This is a genomic window from Mesorhizobium jarvisii (assembly GCF_003601985.1).
Lineage (GTDB): Bacteria > Pseudomonadota > Alphaproteobacteria > Rhizobiales > Rhizobiaceae > Mesorhizobium > Mesorhizobium jarvisii.
Map to the genome: position 1 here is coordinate 30618 of NZ_QZXA01000015.1, position 22846 is coordinate 53463.

The window sequence follows — 22846 nt, forward strand, 5'->3', positions numbered from 1 at the left end:
GAACGGCGGCGCCGGCGGCAGCGACCAACATAATGTGAACTTTCGCAATAATATGTCTATGTTTATTGACACACGACTCCTGCGAGGTTTATGAGAGAGCCATCGATGGCCTGCCCCTACAGGCGATCGTTTTCTATGGCGCGGAGGGTTGTCATGAGGTCCGGTCCGGAGGGTGCGATATCTCGGCGCATAAAAGCCCTCCTCAAGCACGCCGAAACGATACCGACAACGCCGCCGGCCCCGACGAAGAGGGTTGGCACCCCGTGAGCATGATCGAGATCTGGCTTGGCATTCTGCAGGGGTTGGGTATCACCGCAGAGGTCACGGCCTATGGCCTGCTCTTTGCGGTCCCCTTCGCGCTCGTCTTGGGCGTCGCGCAGTTTCTGACCACCGGCTTGACGCGCTTTCTGGTTACCGCCGTGATCGAATTCTGGCGCAGCTCAGCGGTCGTCGTCCTGCTCTTCTTCTTTTACTACGTGCTGCCGGTGATGGGGGTCACTCTGTCGGCGCTGACCGTCAGTGCATTGGTGCTCGGTCTCAACACCGGCGGTTATGCCAGCCAGGCGGTGCGCGCCGGGCTGCAGTCTCTTCCGGCGGGGCAACGCGAGGCCGGCATGGCGCTCGGCCTCTCGCGCCCGGCGATCCTGCTCCTGATCGAGCTGCCGCAGGCGCTGGTCGCGATGAGCCCGACCTTCGTCAACAACCTTATCCAGCTCGTCAAGGCGACGTCCCTCGTCTCGCTGGTCACGCTGACGGACATGACCTTCCGCGCCAAGGAAATTGCGCAGACCGACTACGACCCCGTCGCGATTTATTCGGCGCTGCTGCTGGCCTTCTTCGTCGTCTGTTATCCGATCGCACTTGCCGGCCGCTGGCTCGAGGCGCGGGTCAATCCCGAAAGAGGAACGCCGCGTGGGATTTGACTTCGATTTCGCACTATCGACCATCCCGACGATCATCGGGGCGATCGGGACGACCCTGCTCGCAACGGTCTTGAGTTGCCTCGGCGCCTCAGTGCTCGGCTTCACTTTCGAAATGATCCGCCGCGGCGGCGGTGCGACTGGCCTCGCCGTCCGCTTCCTGATCGACTTCATCCGCTCGACGCCGGTTCTGGCCTGGCTCTATTTCCTGTATTTCGTCCTTCCTTTCTACGGGATCCGGCTTGGCGCCGTGACGGTCGGCATACTGGGGCTGAGCCTCTATTACAGCGGTTACTTGGCGGAGGTGTTCAAAGCGGGCATCGACGCGATTCCGAAAGGCCAGCAGGAAGCGGCCAGAGCCTTGTCGCTGACCCGCCGCGACACGGTCGTTTTCGTCATCGCGCCGCAGATGTTGCGCAACATCGCCGCACCGTTGGGCAACTATCTTGTTTCAATCCTCAAGGCGACGCCCTATCTCGCAATCCTGGCTGTGCCCGAAATGCTCGGACGCGCCTTCGATATCGCTTCCGAGACCTATCGATACGCAGAGCCGCTGACCGTTGCCGGCATTCTGTTTCTCGCCTTGGCCTTGCTCATCTCTTACGGCGTGAAGCGCATCGAGCAGCGCCTGCTTGCGGCTGGACGTCGCTGATGCTCGCTGAAACCTCACATCCAGTCGCGGCCGTTCAATTGATCCCTCATGTTAGGATCGACGGCCTCAACAAGTGGTTCGCCGCCCTGCAGGTTTTGAAAAACATCGATCTTTCCGTACGGCCGGGCGTACGCATCGTCGTTTGCGGACCGTCCGGCTCGGGCAAGTCGACCTTGATCCGCTGCATCAACGGTCTGGAGCCTTTCCAGAAGGGAACGATCCAGCTCGACGGGATAGCACTGGGAAGAAATGCCCGGGACACTGCGACGGCGCGCCGGCTGACAGGCATGGTGTTCCAGAGTTTCAACCTGTTTCCGCACCTCACGGTGCTTGCCAACTGCACGCTGGCGCTGCGCCGGGTTCTCTTGAAACCGGCACGGGAGGCCGAAGAGATCGCCATGCAGCATCTGACCGCGGTCCGCATCCCCGAAAAAGCGCAGGCCTTTCCGGCCCAGCTCTCGGGCGGCCAGCAACAACGGGTGGCGATCGCACGTGCGCTTTGCCTCAATCCCCGCATCATGCTGTTCGACGAACCCACTTCGGCGCTCGACCCGGAAATGATCAAGGAAGTCCTCGACGTCATGATCGCGCTCGCAGGAAGCGGCGTGACCATGGTCTGCGTGACCCATGAGATGGGTTTCGCACGCGAAGTCGCCGATGAGATCGTTTTCATGGACGAAGGCCGCATTGTCGAGCATGCCTCGTCCAGAGACTTTTTCTCTCGAGCCGCTCACCCACGCGCCCGGCTGTTCCTGGATACCATCCTGAGCCATTGAGAGCCGACGCGTGTGGACCCTGCGTGACGGCAGTCGGCGCGCAAGCACGCCACATGCCGGAATCGCCGAGCAGGTCACCAGTCCGGCGCGAACGCGTAGCCAGCCGAGCGGACCGTCCGGATCACATCGCTTCCCACGGACGCCCGAAGCCTTTTGCGCAGCCTGGCGATATGGACATCGACACCCCGCACGTCGGTTGCGGCTGCATGTTCAGGCCATGCGGTCGCGACCAGTTCCTCGCGGCTGAAGACCTTGCCAGGCTGCGCCAAAAGGCTGCGCAAAAGCTTGAACTCGATCGGTGGCATCACGATTTCTTTTTGCCTGAAGAATGTCCGGTGAGTCTGCCGCTCCAGCCGGAAATCGCCCTGAACCAACTCACCCGAATCCGTTTCGCGCGACTGCTTCGCAAGGCCCGCTTTGCCATGCAGCCAGGCCAAAAGCTGTTCGGGGGCGAACGGCCGCGAAAATATCTCGTTGACTCCAGCCTTGATCAAGTCGAGATGAAGCTTGCCCGAACGCGGGGCAACCAGGCTCACGACCGGCGTCCCTTTGGTTGCCGCGCCAGATTTCAACCAGGTGGCCTGTTTGACCACCGCACGGTCGCCTGGATGGCAGTCCATGATCACGGCAAGCGGGGATGCCGCCTCGATGGCGCGTGCGATTTCCCGATCTCCCGAAATCAGGCGAATCTCGAACCCCGCTACCGAAAGTATGTGCCCGAAAACCAGGAAAAAATCCGGGTCCTTCGAGGAGATCAGGACCAGCGGCTTCATGAGTCCGTCAACCGGGTTCGACACATCATAAGGCTGACTACCGCGCAAATGGGCGCGATGACAATATCCATGGGTTTCTTTGAATCCTTTCAACCTTTCTGAGTCGTGCCTCTACCCAAGTTTCGGGTGCTTATGGATAAGCGGGAATGCATCGAGTGTGGACGGCAGCTTTGCGCCGCGTTTCGGACATTTGTCCTAGCCCGGTAGTTCATCAAGACCGGTCGTTTCTAACCAGTGTCACGAAGTGCGCTAAGACATTCTCCGCAGTTCGCTCCGCTGTGTTTCCCGTCACTCCCCACTGTGCAAAGTGTCCGTCAATGCACATGCGTGCGAGCCCGTAGACCAGCGCCCTCGCGGCGATCTGCGTCTCTGCTATGTCGTTTGACCGGAGCATGTCTCGTCGCTGAGCTTCTACCATTGCCCCTTCCATCAAAGCACGCACCGCTTCGTTATCGCGACGCAGCGACTCCGAACTATCCCAATCAATGAGGCTCCTAGCGGAGATGATTTGGAAATGGGTGGGGTTTCGAAGTGCCCAGCGCAAATAGGCCATTCCAACAGCGGCAAAGCGTTCAATCGAATCGTCCGTAGCGACATTTTTGACGGCGTTCGTAATCTCCGAGCGGAATCGGCTCATTGCCTGCTCCGCGACAGCCGTCATCAATGCGGTCTTACTCGCGAAATGACGGAAGGGTGCACCGGGGGAAACGCCCGCTCGCTTGGCGACTTCGCGCACGCTGACATTTTCGGCCCCGTCCTTCTCTATCAGTTGAACCGCAGCATCGATTAGCACCTGCCGCAGATTGCCGTGGTGGTAGCCAGTGCGGCTAGGCGTCTTGTCCTTTGGCATTTCGTCCTTCGTTCGTTTGAACTGCACAATGCATGCGTATCACCGATGCGGGCATGATGTAATCGCTGTTTACAACGAAGATGATAGGATGTAAGCAGTGATTACAAATGGGATCGGAACAGGCCTGCGACTTTCGCGGTTGCCGAACTCCCAGATGGAGGAGCTGAACATGTTCGCCAGAAACGCCGAAACTCACCCACTGCAATCGTCTATTTCGGTCCCCAGCCCAGCCGGAGAACCTCGGCCGGAGGTAAGCTTAAGCGCGGCTGTGACCAACGTTCCGCTTTATCGGCTTGCGTCCATCGCCGGAGTGGGAAGCGCACTTATTCTTCTGGTCAACGCGGCCAAGCGCAGCTCGGTCATCCCGACCACCGATTTGACGCAACTTCTGGCGCCCCTTGCAGAGATATTGGCGCTGGGTCTTGTCGTGGGTTTGTTTCTTGCTTCTGGACGGCGTGCTGGCCGGCTTGGCACTATCGCGTTTGTCCTCAATTTCGTTGCATTGGCAAGTTTGGAAGGAGTGGAAGTGGTGATCAATCTCGTATTTTCGAAACTTCCGCTGACAACCATCATCGACTTACGAGCCGGGCCATTGGGACTCGCGCTAGTCGCCAGTTCGCTGCTTTTCTTGATTGGGACGTTTGCGTTCGTAATTTCTCTTGTCGTTGTAAGAAGCGTGCCACGCATTCCACTGGCGCTCTATCTCCTTGGCGCGGCGCCTATCGCCCTCCGTGCGTTCGTGCCGGAGTGGGCTCTCGACCTTGGCTTAATGGTTCTTGCGATAGCTATCGCTTGGTTGGCCGGCTGGCTGTGGAGAAGCGCGACCGCCATCGATGATCCCAATGTGCACTTAACGCGCGGTGCGCTGTGACCTCGCCGCCGATATCCAGGCGCACATGATCGACGATATTGGCTTGACGAAGGCCGAAGTCGAATCTGAATCATTCTGGCGATGACCGGGTCCTGACTTGGCCGGGCACTTGAAAGCTCTAACCATTGTCGGGTGCTCTCACGTCACCCTTTAGGTCCAGCCAGTGCGATGCCCACGCCAATTGTCCGCTCTTGAAGAGTTGCAGCTCGAAGCTGCGGCTCCGCTCTCGGCCCCAAAATGGTCGTCGAATAGTTCTGCAATTTGCGATCGATTGGCGGTCGCCGGCTGGCGAACTTCAGCTGGCGATGGGTATCATTCTAGATCTTGTCGGCAAGTATGACGCCGCTGATGCCGTAAGCGCGGCGCGTCTGTTCAACTGCCTCGGGCGTGACATCGATCAGCAACGCGATGATGTCGCCGTCGGGATGTTCCAGAACGTCGCCGAGCTCGGTCAGCGTCCAGCCAAGCGCACGCAGCCGTTTTGGCCAGAACGCCTCGCAGACCACACTGATCTGTCGAATCCCCAGGCTTTGTGCGGCCTCGAGCAGACCGCAAAGAACAAAGCCGGCGACCGGCGATGAGGCACCCTGCGTGCGGAGCGATGGAACGACGAAGAAGCGCGTCCATTCGAAAATCTCAGCCGCTCTCGGCGGCCTGCCGCCAGCGAGACCCGGGAAGACCTCGCTCATGAGATGCGGCTGCAGCGTCGGCACGAGGCGCGAGCCGCCTACGATCTTGCCATTGGTATCAAGCGCCAAGACATAAAGCGCATGTTCGTTATCGAAGGCATCGATCTCGATGTTGATCGGCCGGGCGACGGCGCGCCAGCGTCTCTGCTTCACGTAGATCTCGTACCGTATCCGAAAGTAGCGTTCCAGAACTTTCCTGTAGTGCTTCCTGTTATCCCAAGTGACCAGATGCATACGAACCATGACGCCTCCAGGCGGAGGGTCGTAGGAAAATCGACTTGCCGTACGTATGACGGTATTCAGGTATTGCTAAATCTGGATTTCCTGCCGTCGCAGCGCCTTGACAATGGCATGCGCCACGTTGATTGCATCGAGCTTGCCTCGAATGTTGCGCTGATGGCTTTCGACCGTGTTCCTGGTGACACCGAGGATACAAGCGATGTCATCGGTGGATTTGCCTTGCGCGCTCCACTCCAGGAGTTCGCGCTCGCGCGCCGTCAAGGGCGTCGGCTCATCGCGATCGCCGGGTGTTCCCAGCGCTGAGAGGCTGCGAAAGGTATGCACGCAAAGTGTCTCGATAAAGGGCATGGCGCTTGGCGGAACGTCCATCCGGTCACTCGCCATCGTGACGACGCCCGGCCCGGCCAACGGAACATGAATGGGGACACAGATACCTTCTTTCATCCCGAACTCGGCCGCCTCGTCCATGACCAGCTTCGCGCGTGGAACCAGCCTTGCGGCCGGCAGCTCGCCCCATCGGAAAGGCTCTGGCGAGTGCCGGCACTGGGCGACACAAGGATCGTGCAAAAAATACTCCTGGGCGACATAGCGACGATGCCATTCAGGCGACCAGCCATCTGCAAGAATCTCTCGCTGCCAGTCCGTGCCGTGCGGCACGGGCAGTCCGGTGATCAGAAAATTGCGCAATCCGTAATGCTCCATCGCCGCGCGGAACGCTTGAAGGATTGCATCGGCCGACCGTGCGGTGTCGATCTTCGTGATCGCCGCAAAAAGGTCGACAATAGTTTCGCTCTCCATCGACAGACCTCAACCAAAGTCAGGCCCTACCCCGCGAAACAACCTATGGCTGTCTAGATCCAATCTTCAATAGGAAGCGCATCGAATGTACACTGAAGGAGTCAATCCCATGTCACAGCGAAGAGACAAGTGAAAATCAGGTCAGCACTGCTTTATAGAAGGTTGGCTTCAATCGGTCGACTTTGAAGCGGCCGGTTTCGTCACCCGTATAGCTCGCTTGTTTGCCGGGCCTGCCGAAACCAACTCTTGCGGCTCGACATTCAACGCCTTGGCCAAAATTTCGACTGTATCCAGCGTGGCGTTGCGCCGGCCGGCCTCGACGCTGCTGATATAGGCACGCGTGCGGCCCGAAACGAAAGACAACTGCTCCTGAGAGAGTTTTCTCTCTCTCCGGAGCCGCTGCACGTTCAGGCCGAAAACGCCGCGAAGTTTCATCAAACAACGGATGCTACGACGCGCACTATGGTGCGACACACTATAGTGCACATTCCGCATTGACATCGCTGCTGTTGGCTGTTTGAAACAACCAGCGATTTCATCGTTTCCTGGATAAGGAATAGCCATGGCGAGCCGGCCGTTTCGCGACCTCGCACACGATATGTCCGCGCATCTCCCAGGCGAGCAAAACCGACCCGTTATGGACACAGGTCGCGTCCTGGAGTTCGTCTGCATCCGATGCAGCACTTCCTATCCCGCCGACGTCACCATCGACTCCAAGGGATGCGCGCGCTGCCAGGACACCGCGCCGGCAAATCTTGCGCCCGTCTATGCAGCTCCGCAGCCCGACCCTTTAGCCGGCGCCACCAGCTCGCGCTCGCTGTGGCGTTTTGCGCATATGCTGCCTTGCACAGAGGCGGAGGCGGTGAGCCTCGGCGAGGGGCTGACGCCTTTGCTTGCCGCGCCGCGCATCGGCGCGTTTCTCGGCGTGCCTGAGCTTGCAATCAAGGATGAAGGCCGAAACCCGACCTGGTCGCACAAGGACCGCTTCTCGACCATCGCGGTCAGCGTGGCGCGCGCGCGCGGCGCGAAAATCGTCGCGACCGCCTCATCTGGAAACGCCGGCGCCTCGCTGGCGGCCTACGCTGCCCGCGCCGGGTTGAAATGCGTCGTCACCACTTTCGCGGGATCGGCCGGCGCGATGCTGGCGCAGATCCGCAAATATGGCGCGACGGTCCTGCCCTTGGTCAGCAAAATGGACCGATGGTCGCTGCTTGAACAGGCAGCGGCCCGCTACGACTGGTTCATCGCGTCGCCCTATCACGGTCCGGTCGTCGGCAGCCACCCACTCGGCATCGAGGGTTACAAGACGATCGCCTACGAGATCGTCGAGCAGTCAAACGGGACGGCGCCAGACTGGTGCGCCCTGCCGGTCTGCTATGGCGATGCGTTGTCCGGCGTGTGGGCTGGCTTTTGCGAGCTGTTCACCCAAGGGTCGATCACGCGCCTGCCGCGTCTCGTCGCGGCGGAGGTGCATGGCTCGCTGGCGGACGCTCTGGCGAGCGGCGCCGATGCGTTGAGTGAACGCAAGCTGCTCTTCGACAGCCTTGCCGTATCGATCGGCACGCCGCGCAGCACCTTTCAGGCGCTGAAGGCGCTGCGCGAATCCGGCGGGCACGCCGTCCCTGTCAACAATCACGGCCTGATCGCGATGCAGGAACGCCTTGCGCGGGACGAAGGGATCTTTGCCGAACTGGCGTCGGTCACGCCACTGATCGCCATATCGAAATTGAAGGACCAAGGTGTCATCGCAGCCACAGACCGTGTCGTGGCCGTCGTTACAGCCAGCGGTCTCAAGGACCTCGATCGGTCCGCCGGATCGAACGAACACGATCAGATCTTCCAGACGACGGACGATGCCTGGCGCTGGCTCGACAAGAACGGGCTGGATCTCGCTTCATAGATTTTCCGCCGCGCCAACAGCCGGTGGCACGTCGCTTGCTTCGCGCGTTTTCAGCACATCGTCGAGACTGCGACGCAGCCAGAGAAAGCGTGTCCATTGCGTCTCCGCGGCCGGTGCAATGGTGGTCAGCGTCCTTGGCTCGGACGGTTCCTTGCAGGGCCAGCCAGGCAGAGCGCTGAGCCATTCATCGTTGTAGACAGTCTCGGCATGGCGATGGCCTTCGTCAGGCATGATGACCGCCACTTGCGCATCCGGAAGGGTCGTTGCAACCCAATGCGCCACCAACGCGGCGGCGCCGCTGGTCGGCCCCATGAAGAGGCCGTGCTCGCGCAGCAAGCGGTGCGCGGTCCTATACGCCGGATAGGCGCCAACCCAATGGATCTCGTCGACAAGCTCATGCCTGACATTTTTCGGCAGAACGCTGTTGCCCAGGCCGCGAAGCATGCGTTTGCCGACGGGCTGTCCGAACAGGATGCTGCGATGGGTATCGACGGCAAACACCGTCAGATGCGGAAAGACCGTTCGCAAAAAGGACGCGGTGCCGCATAGCGAGCCGCCCGTACCGACGCAGCCGACCAGGCAGTCAACCTTGCCCATTGCCCGGATGAAAAGTTCGGCCAGCCGCGCATAGGCAAGCCAATTACCCGGACTGTCGTATTGGCGGGTCCAGAAGCCGTCCGGCTCGTTGGCCAGGATTTCCTGGAGGCGCTCCAGCCGGCCAGGCTGGTTGCCGTCGCCGCGCGGATCGTCAAGGGCGATGACCGTGGCGCCGATGCGCTCCAGGCGGGCTTTGTATTTGGCATCGATCAACGTTGAAGCGGTGACGAGTGTAAGGCGATAGTCACGCGCCGCCGCCAGCAGCGCGACCGCCATGCCGAACGTGCCCGATGTCGTCTCGACAATGTGGGAGCCTGCCTTCAGTTCGCCATTCGACGCTGCCCGATCCAGAATGAAGCGGGCCGGCATCAGCTTCATCAGCGGAAACGCCGCGGCCACTAGATTTGGCGCAAGGCGCGCAAGACGCGGGGTCTCAAGATCCCTGAAATAGTCCACGTCGAGGGTCACCATGACCAGCCCTCCGCATTGACCAGATGGACTTCGACATCCTTGAAGCCGGCACGTCTTATCTGCTGCGCAACCAGGGCCGCCCGTCGCTTCAGATTCGATGCGAAAAGATCGAAGATCAGGCCGAACAACGAACCGCTATGGGCGACCTGCACCCCGCACGCCCCGCCCCGTCTGGCAATCTCGGCGATCTCGTTGAAGCCCTGTTTTGGCAAGTGCCGTTGACTGATCAGGGCACTGGCCGAGGCGGCGCGTCCGAGAAGATAGGGATCTTGAAGGCGAACCGCCCGCGCCACCAGCGCCCGCAGCACGCCGAATTCCTGGATCTCGGCACTGTCGTAGCGTGCGGGCGGCAGCTGCAATGTATCGACCGGAACCCCGCCATTTGCCTTGAAGCCGACCAGAAGCAGCGGCGGCAGCGAGCCTCCGAAATTCTCGATCACCTTGCCTTCGCGTTGCGCGAAAAGCACCGCGTGATCATCGAAGGCGATCGCGTCGCTGGCGCGCTCGGCAGCCACGGCCAGACGCCCGATGCTTGACGGCCGCAACTGGACGTCAACGGCTGCGGCGACAGCGCGAATGGAAGCGACAACGTCAGCCGTCGATGAGCCGTAGCCGTGCCCCACGGGGATTGCGCTTTGAAGCGTCAGCTCGCCACCGCCAGTGACGTTCAAGAAATCGAGCGTGAGCCGCGCGGCTGCCGCCGCTTTGACCTTATGGTCGGGAGTGACGACGACCGCATCGCCGTCACTCCTGTCAAAGCGCGCCTCCGATCTCAAGCCGGCGATCGGCAGTGTCACGAGCCCGCGATGAAGACTCCCATCATCATCCTTGAAGACGCCCTGGATGAGCTCGCCATGATGCGCTATCGCAATCGCCGTACCAACCGGCGACGGCAGCGCTCCACGGCTCATGAGATCGCCGGCCTCAGCCATTTTCATCTTTCCCCAGGCTTTGTCGCCACGCGGGAAGATGGCGCCGACGACTGACGGCCGCTCTCAAGGAATTCCGGTATTGACGGCTTCCTGTTGTACCAGCAGGGGACGAGGCGATGCTGGCCGATCGTCAGGCGGCGGAGCCGAGGTGCCTCAGCGGCCGGCCGGCCGAAACCGATTGCGCCGCAGCCATGATGCCTTGCGCATCGATCCCGTAATACCGGTAGAGGTCCGCGATTGTACCGGTCTGGCCAAAATGCTCGACGCCGAGCGCGCGCGTGCGATGGCCATGGACCGAACCCAGCCAGGCGAGCGTCGCGGGATGCCCGTCCAGCACCGTCACGATGGCGCATGAGGCGGGCAGACCAGCCAGCAGGCGCTCGACATGGCTGGTGGCGCGGGGATGGCCATACTGGCGCGCCCGCGCCGCGGCAGACCAGCCGGCGTTCAGCCGATCGGCCGAGGTCACGGCCAGAAGCCCGACATCGCGCCGGTCACCCGCCATCAGCCCCAATGCCTGGACAGCTTCCGGCGCGACAGCTCCCGAATAGGCGATCACCACAGCGGCATTCGGCCCGGGTTTGCGCAGCCAGTAGGCGCCATCGACGATGGCGCGCGCCAGCGGATCCTCCATCTGGCGTGCCGGCTGCTCGATCGATCGCGTGGACAGCCTGAGGTAGACTGAACCTCCGGTCTGGTCGCGCAGCCAGCTGTGGTTGTCGGGCTCGGCCTCGCCGGAGCGCTGGATATAGTCGAATGCCCAACGCAGGATGACTGCCAGCTCGTCGACATAGGCCGGCTCGAACGCCGCCAGGCCGTCTTGCGCCATGCCGATCAGCGGCGTGGCGATCGACTGATGCGCTCCTCCCTCGGGCGCCAGTGTCACGCCTGATGGCGTCGCCGCCAGGATAAAGCGTGCATCCTGATAGCAAGCATAGTTGAGCGCATCGAGACCACGCTCGATGAAGGGGTCGTAGAGCGTTCCTACCGGAAGCAGGCGCTCGCCGTGAAGCGTGTGCGACAGACCCAGCGCCGACAGCATCGTGAAGAGGTTCATCTCCGAGATGCCCAGTTCGAGATGCTGTCCCGACGGCGAAAACGTCCAGTTGAAGGTAGAGGGAATGCGCTCTTCCCGGAAGAGGTCTGCCTGTCCGCCGCGCGCGAACAGGCCCCGCCTGTTCACCCAGGCCCCGAGATTGGTCGAGACCGTGACGTCCGGAGACGTGGTCACGACACGCTTGGAAAAATCGCTGTCTGACTTGGCGATCTCGTGCATCAAGAGGCCGAAGCCCTGTTGTGTCGACATGGAGGCCTGTGCGCCCCAGGGGATCTGCGGCACGGGTACGGCTGGAGTTTTATGGCGACGGGTAGCTGCCTGCGCGAAAGGCGACGACGCCAGATAGGACCGGATCGCGGCCTCATCGTATGCAAGGCCCTCGAACAGGTCCCATTCACGCCCCTCGCGTACACCCATGCCTTGCCGCAGCGCGTCGACCTGCGCCGGCGTCATCAATCCGGCGTGATTGTCTTTGTGGCCGGCGAGCGGCAGGCCGAAGCCCTTGATCGTATAGGCGATGAAACAGGTCGGACGATCATGACCGCGCGCTTGCTCGAAGGCATCGATGATGCTTGCCAGATCGTGGCCGCCAAGGTTTGCCATTAAGGCGGCAAGGTCGTCGTCGCTTCGCTTCTCGATCAGGCGGGTCACCGGTCCTTGGTCCCCCAGGTCATCCAGAAGGCGCCGGCGCCACGCGGCGCCGCCCTGGAAGGTCAGCACCGAATAGAGCTGGTTGGGGCATGCATCGATCCACGACCGCAGCTTTTCGCCGCCCTCTTCGGCGAACGCCGCCTGTTGCAATGTCCCATGTTTGAGGATCACCACGTCCCAGCCGAAGTTTCGAAAGATGGATTCGAAGCGCAGCCACAAGCCTTCGCGCACCACCGCATCAAGGCTTTGCCTGTTGTAGTCGACGACCCACCAGGTGTTTCGCAGGCCGTGCTTCCAGCCTTCGAGAAGAGCCTCGAAGATATTGCCTTCATCCATTTCGGCGTCGCCGAGAAGGGCCACCATCCGACCTTCCGGCTGGTCCGCGTTCCAGCCTTTGGCCCTGACATAGTCCTGGACCAGCGAGGAGAACAAGGTCTGCGCCACGCCCAGTCCGACCGACCCGGTCGAGAAATCGACATCGTCGATATCCTTGGTTCGTGACGGGTAGGACTGCGCGCCGCGATAGCCGCGAAAATTCTGCAGCTGCTCGAGCGTCTGCCTGCCGAACAGATACTGGATGGCATGGAAGACGGGGCTCGCATGCGGCTTGACGGCAACGCGGTCTTCAGGCCTGAGGATCTGAAAGTAGAGCGCCGTCATCAAGGTCGACGCGGACGCCGACGACGCCTGATGACCGCCGACCTTGAGGCCGTCCTGCGACCCGCGAACATGATTGGCATGATGGATCATCCAGACAGCCAGCCACAGAACCTTGCGTTCAAGCTCGGAAAGGATCGTCATCGTCGGCTCCCGTGAAATCGCGGCTCAAAGATAGCGGCCAAGGTCTGTCAAAAGTGGCTATTCTTGCGCAAGCTTATCGATGATATTGGCTGATCCAGCCAAAAATGACGCCCACATGAGGGAAACGTGCCAAATCCGACGCTCGATGCAATCGACCTGAAAATCATCGCCGCGCTGCAGAAGAACGCAAAGGCGACGACGAACGACCTGGCTGAAGCCGTGGGCCTTTCGCCTTCACCATGCGCCCGGCGCGTGAGGCTCCTGGAGAGCGCCGGCGTCATCAAAGGTTACACCGTGGTCCTCGACCAGAAGAAGCTCGGCCTGCCGATCAGCGCTTTCGCGTCGATCAAGCTTGAACGGCAACGCGAGGACGATCTCGACCGCTTCTCCCAGGCGGTGCTGCGCTGGCCAGAGGTTGTCGACTGCTATCTGATGACCGGCCAGCGCGATTACCTGATGCGCATCGTGGTGCGCGACCTCGAGGCCTATGAGCGGTTCATCAAGGACAAGCTGACGCGGCTGGACAACATCGCCTCGATAGAAAGCAGCTTCGCCCTGGGGCAGGTCAAGCGGTCGGAGGTCCTGCCTGCCTAACCGACCGGTAGTCTCCAGCGGGCGGAACGCCTTCTGCTTGTCTTGGTGGTCAGCACAGTGCGCCAGTTCGGCTTCTCGAAGACGCTGACGACACGTTGTTGCAGGCTTGTCGGTCATCGCTAAGCCATGCGCGTTCGTATGTTGCGCTGATATTAGCATGAGCGCATGTATTCCAGCCGGCATTCTGCGCAAAGCCGGTCAAACACCCGCTGGAGCACGTCCAGATGCTCGGGCTCAAACACTCCGCCACAACCAGCGAGAGGCATCACAATGCGCCTCGATAACCCACGCAACTAATTTACTCTCGGCACAGGCTCGGAAAAGTCGAATCGGTAAATTGTATGGAACCGTACCATGTTCGGGCGATCATTTCCCTGAATGTAGACGAAGCCCGCACTCTCTGGCGGAGAGAGCGCGGGCCGATCGGAGTCCGATCTTCGACAAGGGGGCGCGGGCACCCGCCCTGCCGCGTGAGTCAATCTTTAGGAATGACTAATGTTCCGCAGGGATCCTGGCCGCCGCGACGGGGGTGCTGATCGGTTTCATCTGCCCTCAATACAAGAAAGGTCTCATTGTCCGCCGCCCAAAGCTAAAGCAAGAATATTCGACACTCGATGCGGCGGGGTTCAATCGACTGATGGCAGCAGCGGGCGGGATCCAAAGCTGTTTTGCCTCAGTTGACTTCGATAATTTTCGTCGACCACTTTTTAGCGGGCGGCCGGCGCGTTTTCACCGGAGCTGGCCTCTCCGTGGGTTGTGCCGAGGAAAGACGGAGCGCCCGCAATCGCGCCGTCTTTGCATTTCGTGCCAGCGTTTCCGCCTCAATCAACAACTTCGCCTCTCGATCGGCGCGCTCGATGCGCTCTTTGTCGATCCGTCGTTGGGTCAAGATAGCCTCCCTGGCTAACTAACCTATAAAATTATCGCTTGCTAAAATTGTTCCTTCGCTGGTTTCCAGCGGACAGTTTGTGAGCGCCTCAGCGATATTGTAGCCCGCAAAATCGTTTGGCCCCTCCGCGCAGCTTCATTTGGCACCAGCTTTAAAGGTTTTGAAACCTGACAAGTAGGATGTTTTTTGTTCGTGTTGCCGCCCAATTCGGAGCTACCGCCATGACGCAGCCGATGGAAGAGTACATACGATTTCAAACTGCGAATGAGGCCTTGCGGCAGGCGCGAGCGCTAGGAGCTACCGGTGACCTAGCCGCCGCCTTCGAAATGCTTTGCACCGCATTAGAGCGCATTATCAAGGACGCTGACGAGGACATTGAGGACCTCGTCCAAGTTTATTATGACCTGGACAGCAGGGTAGGCTAGACCACTTACGCAGGCTCGGTGTCGAATTTTGCGCCGAAGCCGGCCGGGCTTACTCATCGCGGACGGTGTCGCTCACCGCCGCTTCGTTGTCATCTGTCTCCTGGACATCTTGCACGGACGCATGGCGCAGTTTGTTTTCGCCTCGGAGGTAGCGGACACGCGCCCTGAAACCAGGCTTGAGCCATTCCACTTTCGGGCCTGTGACCGCTTCCGGGATACCCTCGGGCCGTCTTATCCTTGCGGACCCGTCCCATAGACGTTTGGCCTTGCGATTGGCGTACCAGCGATAGCCGAGCCCGCCGATCGCCAGCACCGCGCTTTCGAGTGACCACGTTGCCGATCCACTCGCTGGTGTAGGACAGCGGCGACAGCTGGTTCTGCCAGATCATAGAGGTAACCAGACAGACCGAGGCCACCGGTGCCGGCGCCAGTTGCCAAGTCCGCCGGAGCGGTTGACGGTGCGGCGTTGGCATCATCGACAAAGGCTTTAGCTTGGCCGCCGTCTATGAAGTTAGCCGCCTGTGGCACCTGGCCGGTTGCCCATGCCTGGCCGATTGCTCGGACTTCAGCAACGCGAGCAGAGGAAGGCCATGCGGGCGTTGCAGATGGGTCGATCAGCGCGTCGTTGTTCTTGTCCGCCTTCAGCGCCGCACGCCGCCCATGCCGAGGACGCCGTCAATGCGGCCGGTATATGCAGGTCGCAACGCCTGCTGAAGCCACATGATCGAGCGACCGGGACCGGAATTCAGCGCGCCGTCAAGAACCACGTAGTCGACGCCGGCCGGCAACGTGTCGCCCTGCACCGCGTCCCAATACTGACGAACATAGATTTCATTCAATTCGGCGGTGGTGAGGCTTTTTACTGAGCGAGTGGCAAGGCCTTTGCCCTTCCGAAAGCCGTCATAGACGCGCTGCGTTCCCTTCATCGTCGGGCCACCGGGATCATTGGGATGGTTCGAATAGCCGCCCTCATGCGCAAGTACGCGGGCAAGCGATTCCTTTTCACGGGAAACAGCCATGAGTTTTCCTTTCGGGTGATGATGGTATGGTCGCCGGCCCCAGAGGAGGCCGATGCGATGGTGAGGAAGGATGACAAGCTGTCGGATCAAATCCCGATGGATCTCAGCGGGCCGCCGACAATGATGGGCCAACGGGGGACCTAAGCTATCTCAGCATGCCATGGGCAAAAGCCAGCTATGACGGCGGACTGCTGGCGCTCGTTGATGGTGTCTGGATTGTGCTGAAGAGCGGCGACGGCAACGATGCCGCTGTAGTTCGGGAAGCACTGCGGAAGGTGGCTAGGCCGCGACCTCGGCAGAACGCCCAATCATGGCTTTAGACTGCACGCCAGCCAGTCGGGCCAACCATCCGGACTTGTTGATGGGTCGCTCGATTGCGTAGTAGCTGGCAAGGCCGATGAGAACGGCAATCGAACAGGAAGTCAGCGCCAAAACCTCCACCGGCACTTTGCCAATAATCCCCAGGTCCGCGTAGCAGGCGGCCAGCACCGCGAACAGGGGATAGTGCCAGAGGTACAGAGAGTAGGAGGAATCCCCGACACCAACCCACGGCCTCGAGAATACCCATCCGGCCCTGATCTCCATGGCTACCAGGCCGTAAACGATGAAGGCGCTGGGCAGGCCAAAACACAGGACACGCCATATGTGACCAAGAGCCCACCAGCCGCCTTGAGAATGGAAATAGACCGCGCCAATAATCATGCCGCCGACCCCTACGGCCAGCGATGACGCTGCGTGCCCGGAGATCTTCCGCTGCACCAACAAGGCGACGACTATGCCAAAGACGAACTCCAAGAAAAGATATGCCATTGGCTTAACGATGCCGGCGACACACCCAAAGAAAACAGCCACTGCTACCGGACCTAGCATGAGCAGGATGCGCCGTGGAAACAGCAGGATTCCAAGCGCGCAGATTGCGTAAAAGGTCACCTCATACTGCAGCGTCCATGCCGCCCCAATTCTGTTGTTGGGCTGGTCAATCAGAAGAAGCAATCCCCACAGGGGTCTCTCTGATATCTGCGGTGGGGCCACGACCAACGTGGTTGTCAGAAGCAGAACCGAAGCGACGAAAAACGCGACCCAATAGCCGGGATAGATTCGAAGCACTCGCTTGACGGCGAATTCTCGAAAGGAGCGCCACCGGCCCACGATCTCGGCCTTTTTGCCCAGTCTGTCGGCGGACAAATAGACGACGAACCCTGAAATCACAAAGAACAGATCAACGCCGTTGGGTCCCATGGTGCCCACATAAGGCAGCGTCCAATGAGCCTGCATCGGCAATGCTGGGTAGATATGGGCGAACATCACCATCAATGCCGCGACGGCGCGAAGACCCTGGATGTTTTTATAGAGCATTGGCTCCAACTACCATCGCGCGCGCCTTTCCCTCTCAGGCCGCTTCCTGAACGACTATGCGGGTTTGTTCTTTTCTCCCCGCCACCCGCGAGGCGAAGCCCTTGCCCCATTCATTCAGCCAGTTTTCCCAGCCGTAGAAGGTCAAGGCAGCAATAGGGATCACGCAAGCCAGCGTCAGTCCCAGCGCCAGTGCATAGGTTTCAACTGGGCCTAGTCCCAACGCGTGAAGGTGCTGGTACACCGTAGATCTGTAGGCTAGCACAACGATTACCGGGCTGTGCACGAGATAGATGGAATAGCTGATATTGCCGAGCCACACGGTTGCCGTGTTGACCAGCAGCCTGAGCGGGAGAAGGTAGAGCCCCACCAAGAGGCACCCAAACATCGGCCCTTGCCAATAGATGGCCGGGCCGAATGGGACCAAGCCATGGATAATCACATAGAACTGAAGCGGCACCGAAGCCAGCAGGAGAGCGCCGATCACTCGTTTATGTTTCCATTCGCCAGCAGCCCGGACCATATAAAACGCGATGATCCCGAACATGAACATCGGCGCCAACCCAAAGATGGACTGATTTATGTACGAGGCGGAGTCGGCCACCAAGTTCCCGATGACAGATCGAAAAGCCGCGGCGACTAAGAAGGCAACAACGAGCGCCCGAATGGCCAACGTCACACTTTTGGTTCTGGCATATATGAAGGGAAACATCACGTAGAACGCCATTTCCACGCCAATCGTCCAGCCCGCCAGGACCATCGCCGTTTGATATCCGCTGCCTGGAATGAAGTTGAAGACGAAAAATATGTTCGCGGCTAGCGCACTCCATCTGAAAGGAAAGATGCGCATCAGGCGTGTCACGATGATCAAGAGGTAGAATAGCGGAGCTATCCGAAAAAAACGCCGCAGCATGAACCCTAGATAGGGCCTTTCTTCTTTGTCATGCTTCGGCATTGTAAGGCAAAGCGAAAACGCGCTCACGAGGAAGAACAGATTAACGCCCATAACGCCGTTTCCGACGAACCCCTCTGCCCACCATGGAAGCGCCAAATGCGGATTAGGCATATGGGCTACATGGACCATCACGACCCATAGAGCAGCCATCCCGCGCAGGGCGCTGAGATAGGGAAAGCGATCCGGCCGTTTGATCTGCGTCGTCAATTTGGACACCCGGCGAGCCCCCGCCAGATGCATTGCTCCTACAGGGATTGGAATTTTGACGCAACGGTTGAGATCGTCGGCCAGCATGTGATATTGCCCATCAGCATGATGACCAAGTTGAACAAAACAGAGATGCTCGCCGTCTGTCTGGCCGCGCTGGTACTTCTAACCTAGATCATCAACTACCCCAATCGAGACAGTGCCCAGGGACGGCGAGTGGCATTATTCCTATGCCAGAAAGCCCGTCTTTATTCAGGATGGAACCACGGCAACGGGCACTGTTATGACCCGGTGGGGTGGAAGTTCTTGGGAACACCGGTCACCGCACAGAGATGAGGCAATGGCGCTGGATACCGCTCCTGTCCTCGGGCCTAGTGCTCAATAGACCGCAAGTCAGAAATGATTGGGCTACTGCCGCTGACGTTAGACCGCAGCCCCATGAACCCGCCGAGATAGGGCGTTGTGAGCGCCACCGTGCCGAGCAGCGGCCCATTATAGACCTTGAGGCTGCTGGAGCCCGGGTCAATGACAAGCCGATATTGCTTGGAGACCCCACTGAAATCCGCCGCATTGACGGCGGTGGCCGTGTAGGTGTTTTCCCCGGTCAACTGATAGACCGTGACAAATCCGGTCGAGGCCGCACAGCCGACGCCGACGCCCATGCGAGCTTTCATGCCTGTCGCGCCGGTCGGCGGGGCGGTGTTGACTCCGTGCAGAACGAATTGTGTATCCTTCGCGAAGGTGGCGGCGAAGGTGATGTCTATGCCTTCCGTCGCGATTAGGCGAGAAATGGGAAGCTCGTCCCACAATTCCACAGCATCGGCGCCATTGGCGAAGATCGTGACACTTTGGCCGCCAAGAAGCTCCTCAAACGAAACGGAACGGCACCCGCTAGGCCTCGCAGCTCGTCGTCCCAACTTGCCCACGGGATTGCCCGCAATTCCTCAAGGACGGTCTTCGAACAAGGCGTGCGAACAGGCAGGTCATCGGAAACCTCCGGATATGAGCTCGAGATCGGATCGAAAGGCCGAAACCAGTCCCGTCAGCCTTAGAATGTCATGCAGGTAGCGATCATACCAAGCATTGCTTTCGGCCTCCCTCGACAGGATTGGTTAGCACGGCAAAGGCATGTCGGCTCAGTTAGCACAATTTGATCCACGTCATAGCGAGCTCAGCTGCCAAGGGTGTGAAATGTAACAGGATAGAGGGTCGCATCATGCTGGTCCGCACGCTCTCTACTTTGGAATGCACGAAATTGCTGGCTGCCAATCGTGTCGGCCATTTGGCATGCGCTAAGGACGGACAACCCTACGTCGTCTGCTTCAACTACGCCTACGCCGACAGTCACCTCTACGCGTTCTCTTTACCGGGAAAGAAGATCGACTGGATGCGTGCCAACCCCTCGGTGTGCGCCCACGTTGTCGAACACACGCAGGGACGCGGATGGAAAAGCGTGATTGTCGACGGCCGCTTCGAAGAACTGCCTGACCAGATCGGTCACAAGCTTCAGCGCGATCACGCATGGTCAGTGTTGAGCAAGCACGCGGACTGGTGGGAGCCCGGTGCGCTCAAGCCTGTGATCCCACCCGCGTCACATAGCTTGCCACACGTCTTCTTCCGGATTCTCGTAGAAGAGATGTCTGGCCGGGAAGCAAGTGAGTAGGCTCCGCCAGGCGCGTGGCCGGTCGCACGGGACCAGAATTGCGCGGGCGCGGTCCGTTTTCGACGGACCAAGCCCGCCCCCAACTCGGCCAAGTTTCTCTCTACCTCGAGTGTCCGCCGCCCGAATAATGATGCGTGAGCTGCTTTGCGCGCGGATGCCGACGCGCTGGAATGCCGATTTGGCAAGAATGCCTAAACGACCCGCCGGGGTGCGGTAGACGCAGAAACTCGGAAACTGATTATTTATAAATTCTAATATACTTTGTACGACGTCGCAGGCCAGTTATGAGTAGTGCGACGCTCTCATACAACGAAAGCCCGGCCCTCCCCCGCGCCGGGCTTTTCATATTTGGCCTTTAGCAACCGGCCATACGCCCCGCGCGTCGTAACGCTTCTTGCCAGGCTTGGGTTTGCTCTGTCGCGTGCCGGCAAGGCTCGGTGGCCTGTAGGTCACCCGAAAGACTGCGTCGCCGTTGAGACTCGATCGCGGTCAGGTAAGTTCGACAATCTCGGGGTACAACTCACACCAGTTTCCTGCCTTCGTGGTTTTGTGGAAGGGTCCTTGGATTTCGATTGCATTGCTTTTTCAGTAACACCTAATATCAGCTTGTTGAAATCGGCATTCTGGGGAGGAAGTGTCATGCCTAAGGTCTCAGATCTTTTCTTTAAGACAGCTATCGTATGGCTCATTCTGGGGATCGGCGCCGGCTTGCAGATGGCAATCTCGGGCGACCACGGTGCATTTCCTGCACATGCACACATCAATCTGCTCGGATGGGTCACAAGCGCAATCTTTGGCGGCTACTACGCTCTTAATCCGGCAAAGGCAGCGCGGAGAACCGCCATGGTCCACTACGGCCTCTACAACGTCGGATTGGTGGTAATGCTGCCAGCTCTGTATCTGATGCTTCACCAAGGCTATACGGCAATCGAGCCCGTCGTCGCCGTAGGTTCACTGATCGTGGCTGCCGCCGTCCTGGTATTCGCCTTCGTTGTTTTCTCAAGCGCAAGCGAGCGCGTGGCGTCTGGGTTATCGACCGCGACACGCTAAATCGGCGGAACTCGGCAGTATGAGGGCCGGCATGAGCCACTGGAGCCGGAAGCACAGGCTGACCGACTCTAGCGCGAGCAATCGTTCTGGCCTCAGTTATGGCCTGTTTCTGTGGTCGCAACGCAAAAACGCTCCGCTCACAAGTGGCGGGCTGTGATCTCAAACTTCCTTTGTCGAGCGTTCGCCGAGCATCGCACCGGTTTCAGCATCCACTGCCACCATGCTGACCTCGTAGCCCCAAAGGTTTCGGATATGGCGCAAGGTCGCGTCGCGGCTTCCGCCCTCGAGCATGAGACCATTCTTCACCGTGTGCTGAAGCCTCAGACGCCGATCGCCCAGGAGATCGACGTCAATCACCTGGATGTCGGGCCGGCTCGCTCCCACGTCGTAGCTTTGAGCAAGCGCTGACCTTATCTTGGCATAGCCTCGCTCGTTGTGGATCGACGCGACTTCGTAGTGCGGCTCGTCGGCGTTGTCGGCCAGCATGAATAGCCGCCACTTCCGGATCAGAGCCGGGCTCAGATATTGGCGGACGAAGGATTCGTCGCGATGGTTGGCCCAGGCATCGAGCAAGGTATCGCGCCAGTCGCCGCGGCCGGCTATGTCTGGGAACCAGTCGCGGTCCTCTGCAGTCGGCGCGGTGGAGATGCGCCGGATATCCTGCATCATGTCCAGACCAAGCGCATAGGGATTGATGCCGGAATAGCGGGGGTCGTCATAGGCCGGTTGGAAGATGACGTTAGAGTGGTTGCGCAACATCTCGAGCATGGCGCCCTCGCTGATGCGGCAACGGTCGAAAAGCGTGTTCATGAGCGTGTAATGCACGAAAGTGGCGCAGCCTTCGTTCATCACCTGGGTTTGCCGCTGCGGATAAAAATACTGCGCAATGATCCGCACGATCCGGATGATTTCGCGCTGCCAAGGCTCAAGGACGAGGCTGTTCTTCTCGAGGAAATAGAGCAGGTTTTCCTCCGGAAGTTTGAGCGACTTCTTCCGCTCTGCAAGGATTTGGTCGGTGGCGTCCTGCTTGCTCTTTCCCGGCGAGGGCGGCAGCGTTCTCCAGAGATCGTTGAATGAACGCTCCTCGTATTCGAGGCGTTCGTGCAGCCCCTCGCGCTGCTGTTCCGATGACAGCTTCGGCGGCCGCCGGTAACGGAAGACGCCTTGCTCCATCAGCGCGTGGGCGGAATCCAGGATCGCCTCCACAGGGGTCACGCCATGCCGTTCCTCACATCGCGCTATGTAGCTCTTGGCAAAATCCAGATAGCTCAGGATGCCGCCGGCATCCGTCCATTGGCGGAAGAGATGATTGTTCTTGAAGAAATGGTTGTGGCCCAGTGCTGCGTGCGCCGTCACCAGGGCTTGCAGGGCCATGGTGTTCTCTTCCATCAGGTAGACGATGCATGGATTGGAATTGATGACCATTTCGTAGGCCAAGCCGCGAGCGCCCTTGCGGTAGAGAAGTTCGTCGTAGAGGAAACGTTTGCCGAACGACCAATGCCGATACATCAACGGCATGCCCAGAGATGAATAGGCGTCGAGCATCTGTTCAGAAGAAATGACCTCCATCTGCACAGGATAGATGTCGAGACCAAGCTCTTCGAGGCCGAGCGACTCGATCTCCTCGTACACTCGCGACAGTTTCGCAAAATTCCAGTCCGACCCGGAAAACAGCAGTTCGGACGTGCACGCCTGACTGACCATTGCCGAAGT

At 59.7% G+C, this 22846-nt stretch carries 23 protein-coding genes; 8 read left to right on the forward strand and 15 right to left on the reverse strand.

Annotated features, from left to right (window positions below; translation table 11 throughout):
* Positions 1-263: 263 nt before the first annotated feature.
* Genes D3242_RS29035 through D3242_RS29045 form a run of 3 tightly spaced genes read left to right on the forward strand, consistent with a single transcriptional unit; the run spans position 264 to position 2348 of the window.
* On the forward strand, positions 264-923 hold the full coding sequence (locus D3242_RS29035) for an amino acid ABC transporter permease (RefSeq protein WP_081295949.1): 660 nt from the start codon (positions 264-266) through the stop codon (positions 921-923).
* Positions 913-1572 (forward strand): ectoine/hydroxyectoine ABC transporter permease subunit EhuD, encoded by a 660-nt coding sequence (gene ehuD, locus D3242_RS29040; protein WP_064982043.1) that lies wholly within the window; start codon positions 913-915, stop codon positions 1570-1572. Before D3242_RS29035 ends, ehuD begins: the two co-directional genes overlap by 11 nt.
* Positions 1572-2348, forward strand: a complete 777-nt coding sequence (locus D3242_RS29045) for an amino acid ABC transporter ATP-binding protein (protein WP_064982045.1) — start codon at positions 1572-1574, stop codon at positions 2346-2348. Before ehuD ends, D3242_RS29045 begins: the two co-directional genes overlap by 1 nt.
* A gap of 74 nt (positions 2349-2422) precedes the next feature.
* Here D3242_RS29045 and D3242_RS29050 read toward each other — a convergent pair whose 3' ends face one another.
* Complete coding sequence (locus D3242_RS29050; protein ID WP_064982047.1) at positions 2423-3121, reverse strand: winged helix-turn-helix transcriptional regulator; 699 nt, start codon at positions 3119-3121, stop codon at positions 2423-2425.
* A 211-nt stretch (positions 3122-3332) separates the two neighbouring features.
* Positions 3333-3971 (reverse strand): TetR/AcrR family transcriptional regulator, encoded by a 639-nt coding sequence (locus tag D3242_RS29055; RefSeq protein ID WP_064982126.1) that lies wholly within the window; start codon positions 3969-3971, stop codon positions 3333-3335.
* A 169-nt stretch (positions 3972-4140) separates the two neighbouring features.
* Here D3242_RS29055 and D3242_RS29060 point away from each other — a divergent pair, with 169 nt between their 5' ends.
* A complete protein-coding gene (locus D3242_RS29060) occupies positions 4141-4842 on the forward strand; it encodes a hypothetical protein (RefSeq protein WP_196774181.1) in 702 nt (233 codons plus the stop codon).
* A gap of 317 nt (positions 4843-5159) precedes the next feature.
* Here the strand turns inward: D3242_RS29060 and D3242_RS29065 are convergent, their stop codons facing one another.
* The 3 genes from D3242_RS29065 to D3242_RS29075 all read right to left on the reverse strand — a co-directional run bounded on the left by D3242_RS29065 (position 5160) and on the right by D3242_RS29075 (position 7004).
* Positions 5160-5774 (reverse strand): acyl-homoserine-lactone synthase, encoded by a 615-nt coding sequence (locus D3242_RS29065; protein WP_064982049.1) that lies wholly within the window; start codon positions 5772-5774, stop codon positions 5160-5162.
* Between the two features lie 66 nt (positions 5775-5840).
* Complete coding sequence (locus D3242_RS29070; RefSeq protein WP_064982051.1) at positions 5841-6569, reverse strand: LuxR family transcriptional regulator; 729 nt, start codon at positions 6567-6569, stop codon at positions 5841-5843.
* Between the two features lie 168 nt (positions 6570-6737).
* Positions 6738-7004, reverse strand: a complete 267-nt coding sequence (locus D3242_RS29075) for a helix-turn-helix domain-containing protein (protein WP_064982052.1) — start codon at positions 7002-7004, stop codon at positions 6738-6740.
* A gap of 202 nt (positions 7005-7206) precedes the next feature.
* Here D3242_RS29075 and D3242_RS29080 point away from each other — a divergent pair, with 202 nt between their 5' ends.
* Entirely contained in the window at positions 7207-8469 is a 1263-nt protein-coding gene (locus D3242_RS29080) for a threonine synthase (RefSeq protein WP_064982054.1), read from the forward strand.
* On the opposite strand, the gene D3242_RS29085 is transcribed toward D3242_RS29080, so the two are convergent.
* From D3242_RS29085 to D3242_RS29095, 3 genes are all read right to left on the reverse strand, one after another.
* Positions 8464-9537: a PLP-dependent cysteine synthase family protein gene (locus D3242_RS29085; protein WP_064982056.1), complete on the reverse strand. Its 1074-nt coding sequence runs from the start codon at positions 9535-9537 to the stop codon at positions 8464-8466. The genes D3242_RS29080 and D3242_RS29085 overlap by 6 nt on opposite strands.
* A complete protein-coding gene (locus D3242_RS29090; RefSeq protein WP_064982058.1) occupies positions 9531-10475 on the reverse strand; it encodes a GHMP family kinase ATP-binding protein in 945 nt (314 codons plus the stop codon). Before D3242_RS29090 ends, D3242_RS29085 begins: the two co-directional genes overlap by 7 nt.
* Positions 10476-10599: 124 nt before the next feature.
* On the reverse strand, positions 10600-12978 hold the full coding sequence (locus tag D3242_RS29095; RefSeq protein ID WP_064982059.1) for a pyruvate dehydrogenase (acetyl-transferring), homodimeric type: 2379 nt from the start codon (positions 12976-12978) through the stop codon (positions 10600-10602).
* A gap of 126 nt (positions 12979-13104) precedes the next feature.
* Here D3242_RS29095 and D3242_RS29100 point away from each other — a divergent pair, with 126 nt between their 5' ends.
* Positions 13105-13572 carry an Lrp/AsnC family transcriptional regulator gene (locus tag D3242_RS29100; protein WP_019863741.1) on the forward strand — a complete coding sequence of 156 codons (468 nt, stop codon included), beginning with the start codon at positions 13105-13107 and terminating at the stop codon, positions 13570-13572.
* A 673-nt stretch (positions 13573-14245) separates the two neighbouring features.
* On the opposite strand, the gene D3242_RS29105 is transcribed toward D3242_RS29100, so the two are convergent.
* The 6 genes from D3242_RS29105 to D3242_RS29130 all read right to left on the reverse strand — a co-directional run bounded on the left by D3242_RS29105 (position 14246) and on the right by D3242_RS29130 (position 19346).
* Positions 14246-14461, reverse strand: a complete 216-nt coding sequence (locus D3242_RS29105) for a hypothetical protein (protein WP_080643897.1) — start codon at positions 14459-14461, stop codon at positions 14246-14248.
* Between the two features lie 474 nt (positions 14462-14935).
* Positions 14936-15199: a hypothetical protein gene (locus D3242_RS34135; protein ID WP_019863744.1), complete on the reverse strand. Its 264-nt coding sequence runs from the start codon at positions 15197-15199 to the stop codon at positions 14936-14938.
* Between the two features lie 328 nt (positions 15200-15527).
* Positions 15528-15905 carry a glycoside hydrolase family 108 protein gene (locus tag D3242_RS34140; RefSeq protein ID WP_223217973.1) on the reverse strand — a complete coding sequence of 126 codons (378 nt, stop codon included), beginning with the start codon at positions 15903-15905 and terminating at the stop codon, positions 15528-15530.
* 279 nt (positions 15906-16184) lie between these two features.
* On the reverse strand, positions 16185-17261 hold the full coding sequence (locus D3242_RS29120) for an acyltransferase family protein (protein WP_064982063.1): 1077 nt from the start codon (positions 17259-17261) through the stop codon (positions 16185-16187).
* A 34-nt stretch (positions 17262-17295) separates the two neighbouring features.
* Complete coding sequence (locus tag D3242_RS29125) at positions 17296-18507, reverse strand: acyltransferase family protein (RefSeq protein ID WP_120145560.1); 1212 nt, start codon at positions 18505-18507, stop codon at positions 17296-17298.
* A gap of 284 nt (positions 18508-18791) precedes the next feature.
* Complete coding sequence (locus D3242_RS29130; protein ID WP_019863752.1) at positions 18792-19346, reverse strand: hypothetical protein; 555 nt, start codon at positions 19344-19346, stop codon at positions 18792-18794.
* Between the two features lie 290 nt (positions 19347-19636).
* Between D3242_RS29130 and D3242_RS29135 the strand changes: the two genes are divergently transcribed.
* Positions 19637-20083 (forward strand): pyridoxamine 5'-phosphate oxidase family protein, encoded by a 447-nt coding sequence (locus D3242_RS29135; RefSeq protein ID WP_027047874.1) that lies wholly within the window; start codon positions 19637-19639, stop codon positions 20081-20083.
* A 639-nt stretch (positions 20084-20722) separates the two neighbouring features.
* On the forward strand, positions 20723-21133 hold the full coding sequence (locus D3242_RS29140; RefSeq protein ID WP_019863754.1) for a heme-copper oxidase family protein: 411 nt from the start codon (positions 20723-20725) through the stop codon (positions 21131-21133).
* A 159-nt stretch (positions 21134-21292) separates the two neighbouring features.
* On the opposite strand, the gene D3242_RS29145 is transcribed toward D3242_RS29140, so the two are convergent.
* On the reverse strand, positions 21293-22837 hold the full coding sequence (locus D3242_RS29145; protein ID WP_064982064.1) for a SpoVR family protein: 1545 nt from the start codon (positions 22835-22837) through the stop codon (positions 21293-21295).
* Between the last annotated feature and the right edge of the window lie 9 nt (positions 22838-22846).

Excerpts from the sequence above, each read along its gene's own strand:
- D3242_RS29055 (WP_064982126.1), bottom strand. The coding sequence starts at position 3,971 with ATGCCAAAGGACAAGACGCCTAGCCGCACTGGCTACCACCACGGCAAT.
- D3242_RS29065 (WP_064982049.1), bottom strand. The coding sequence starts at position 5,774 with ATGGTTCGTATGCATCTGGTCACTTGGGATAACAGGAAGCACTACAGG.
- D3242_RS29080 (WP_064982054.1), top strand. The coding sequence starts at position 7,207 with ATGGACACAGGTCGCGTCCTGGAGTTCGTCTGCATCCGATGCAGCACT.
- D3242_RS29085 (WP_064982056.1), bottom strand. The coding sequence starts at position 9,537 with ATGGTGACCCTCGACGTGGACTATTTCAGGGATCTTGAGACCCCGCGT.
- D3242_RS29090 (WP_064982058.1), bottom strand. The coding sequence starts at position 10,475 with ATGAAAATGGCTGAGGCCGGCGATCTCATGAGCCGTGGAGCGCTGCCG.
- D3242_RS29070 (WP_064982051.1), bottom strand. The coding sequence starts at position 6,569 with ATGGAGAGCGAAACTATTGTCGACCTTTTTGCGGCGATCACGAAGATC.
- D3242_RS29095 (WP_064982059.1), bottom strand. The coding sequence starts at position 12,978 with ATGACGATCCTTTCCGAGCTTGAACGCAAGGTTCTGTGGCTGGCTGTC.
- D3242_RS29050 (WP_064982047.1), bottom strand. The coding sequence starts at position 3,121 with ATGAAGCCGCTGGTCCTGATCTCCTCGAAGGACCCGGATTTTTTCCTG.
- D3242_RS29145 (WP_064982064.1), bottom strand. The coding sequence starts at position 22,837 with ATGGTCAGTCAGGCGTGCACGTCCGAACTGCTGTTTTCCGGGTCGGAC.
- D3242_RS29125 (WP_120145560.1), bottom strand. The coding sequence starts at position 18,507 with ATGCTGGCCGACGATCTCAACCGTTGCGTCAAAATTCCAATCCCTGTA.
- D3242_RS29060 (WP_196774181.1), top strand. The coding sequence starts at position 4,141 with ATGTTCGCCAGAAACGCCGAAACTCACCCACTGCAATCGTCTATTTCG.
- D3242_RS34140 (WP_223217973.1), bottom strand. The coding sequence starts at position 15,905 with ATGGCTGTTTCCCGTGAAAAGGAATCGCTTGCCCGCGTACTTGCGCAT.
- D3242_RS29120 (WP_064982063.1), bottom strand. The coding sequence starts at position 17,261 with ATGCTCTATAAAAACATCCAGGGTCTTCGCGCCGTCGCGGCATTGATG.
- D3242_RS29135 (WP_027047874.1), top strand. The coding sequence starts at position 19,637 with ATGCTGGTCCGCACGCTCTCTACTTTGGAATGCACGAAATTGCTGGCT.
- D3242_RS29075 (WP_064982052.1), bottom strand. The coding sequence starts at position 7,004 with ATGAAACTTCGCGGCGTTTTCGGCCTGAACGTGCAGCGGCTCCGGAGA.
- D3242_RS29045 (WP_064982045.1), top strand. The coding sequence starts at position 1,572 with ATGCTCGCTGAAACCTCACATCCAGTCGCGGCCGTTCAATTGATCCCT.
- D3242_RS29140 (WP_019863754.1), top strand. The coding sequence starts at position 20,723 with ATGCCTAAGGTCTCAGATCTTTTCTTTAAGACAGCTATCGTATGGCTC.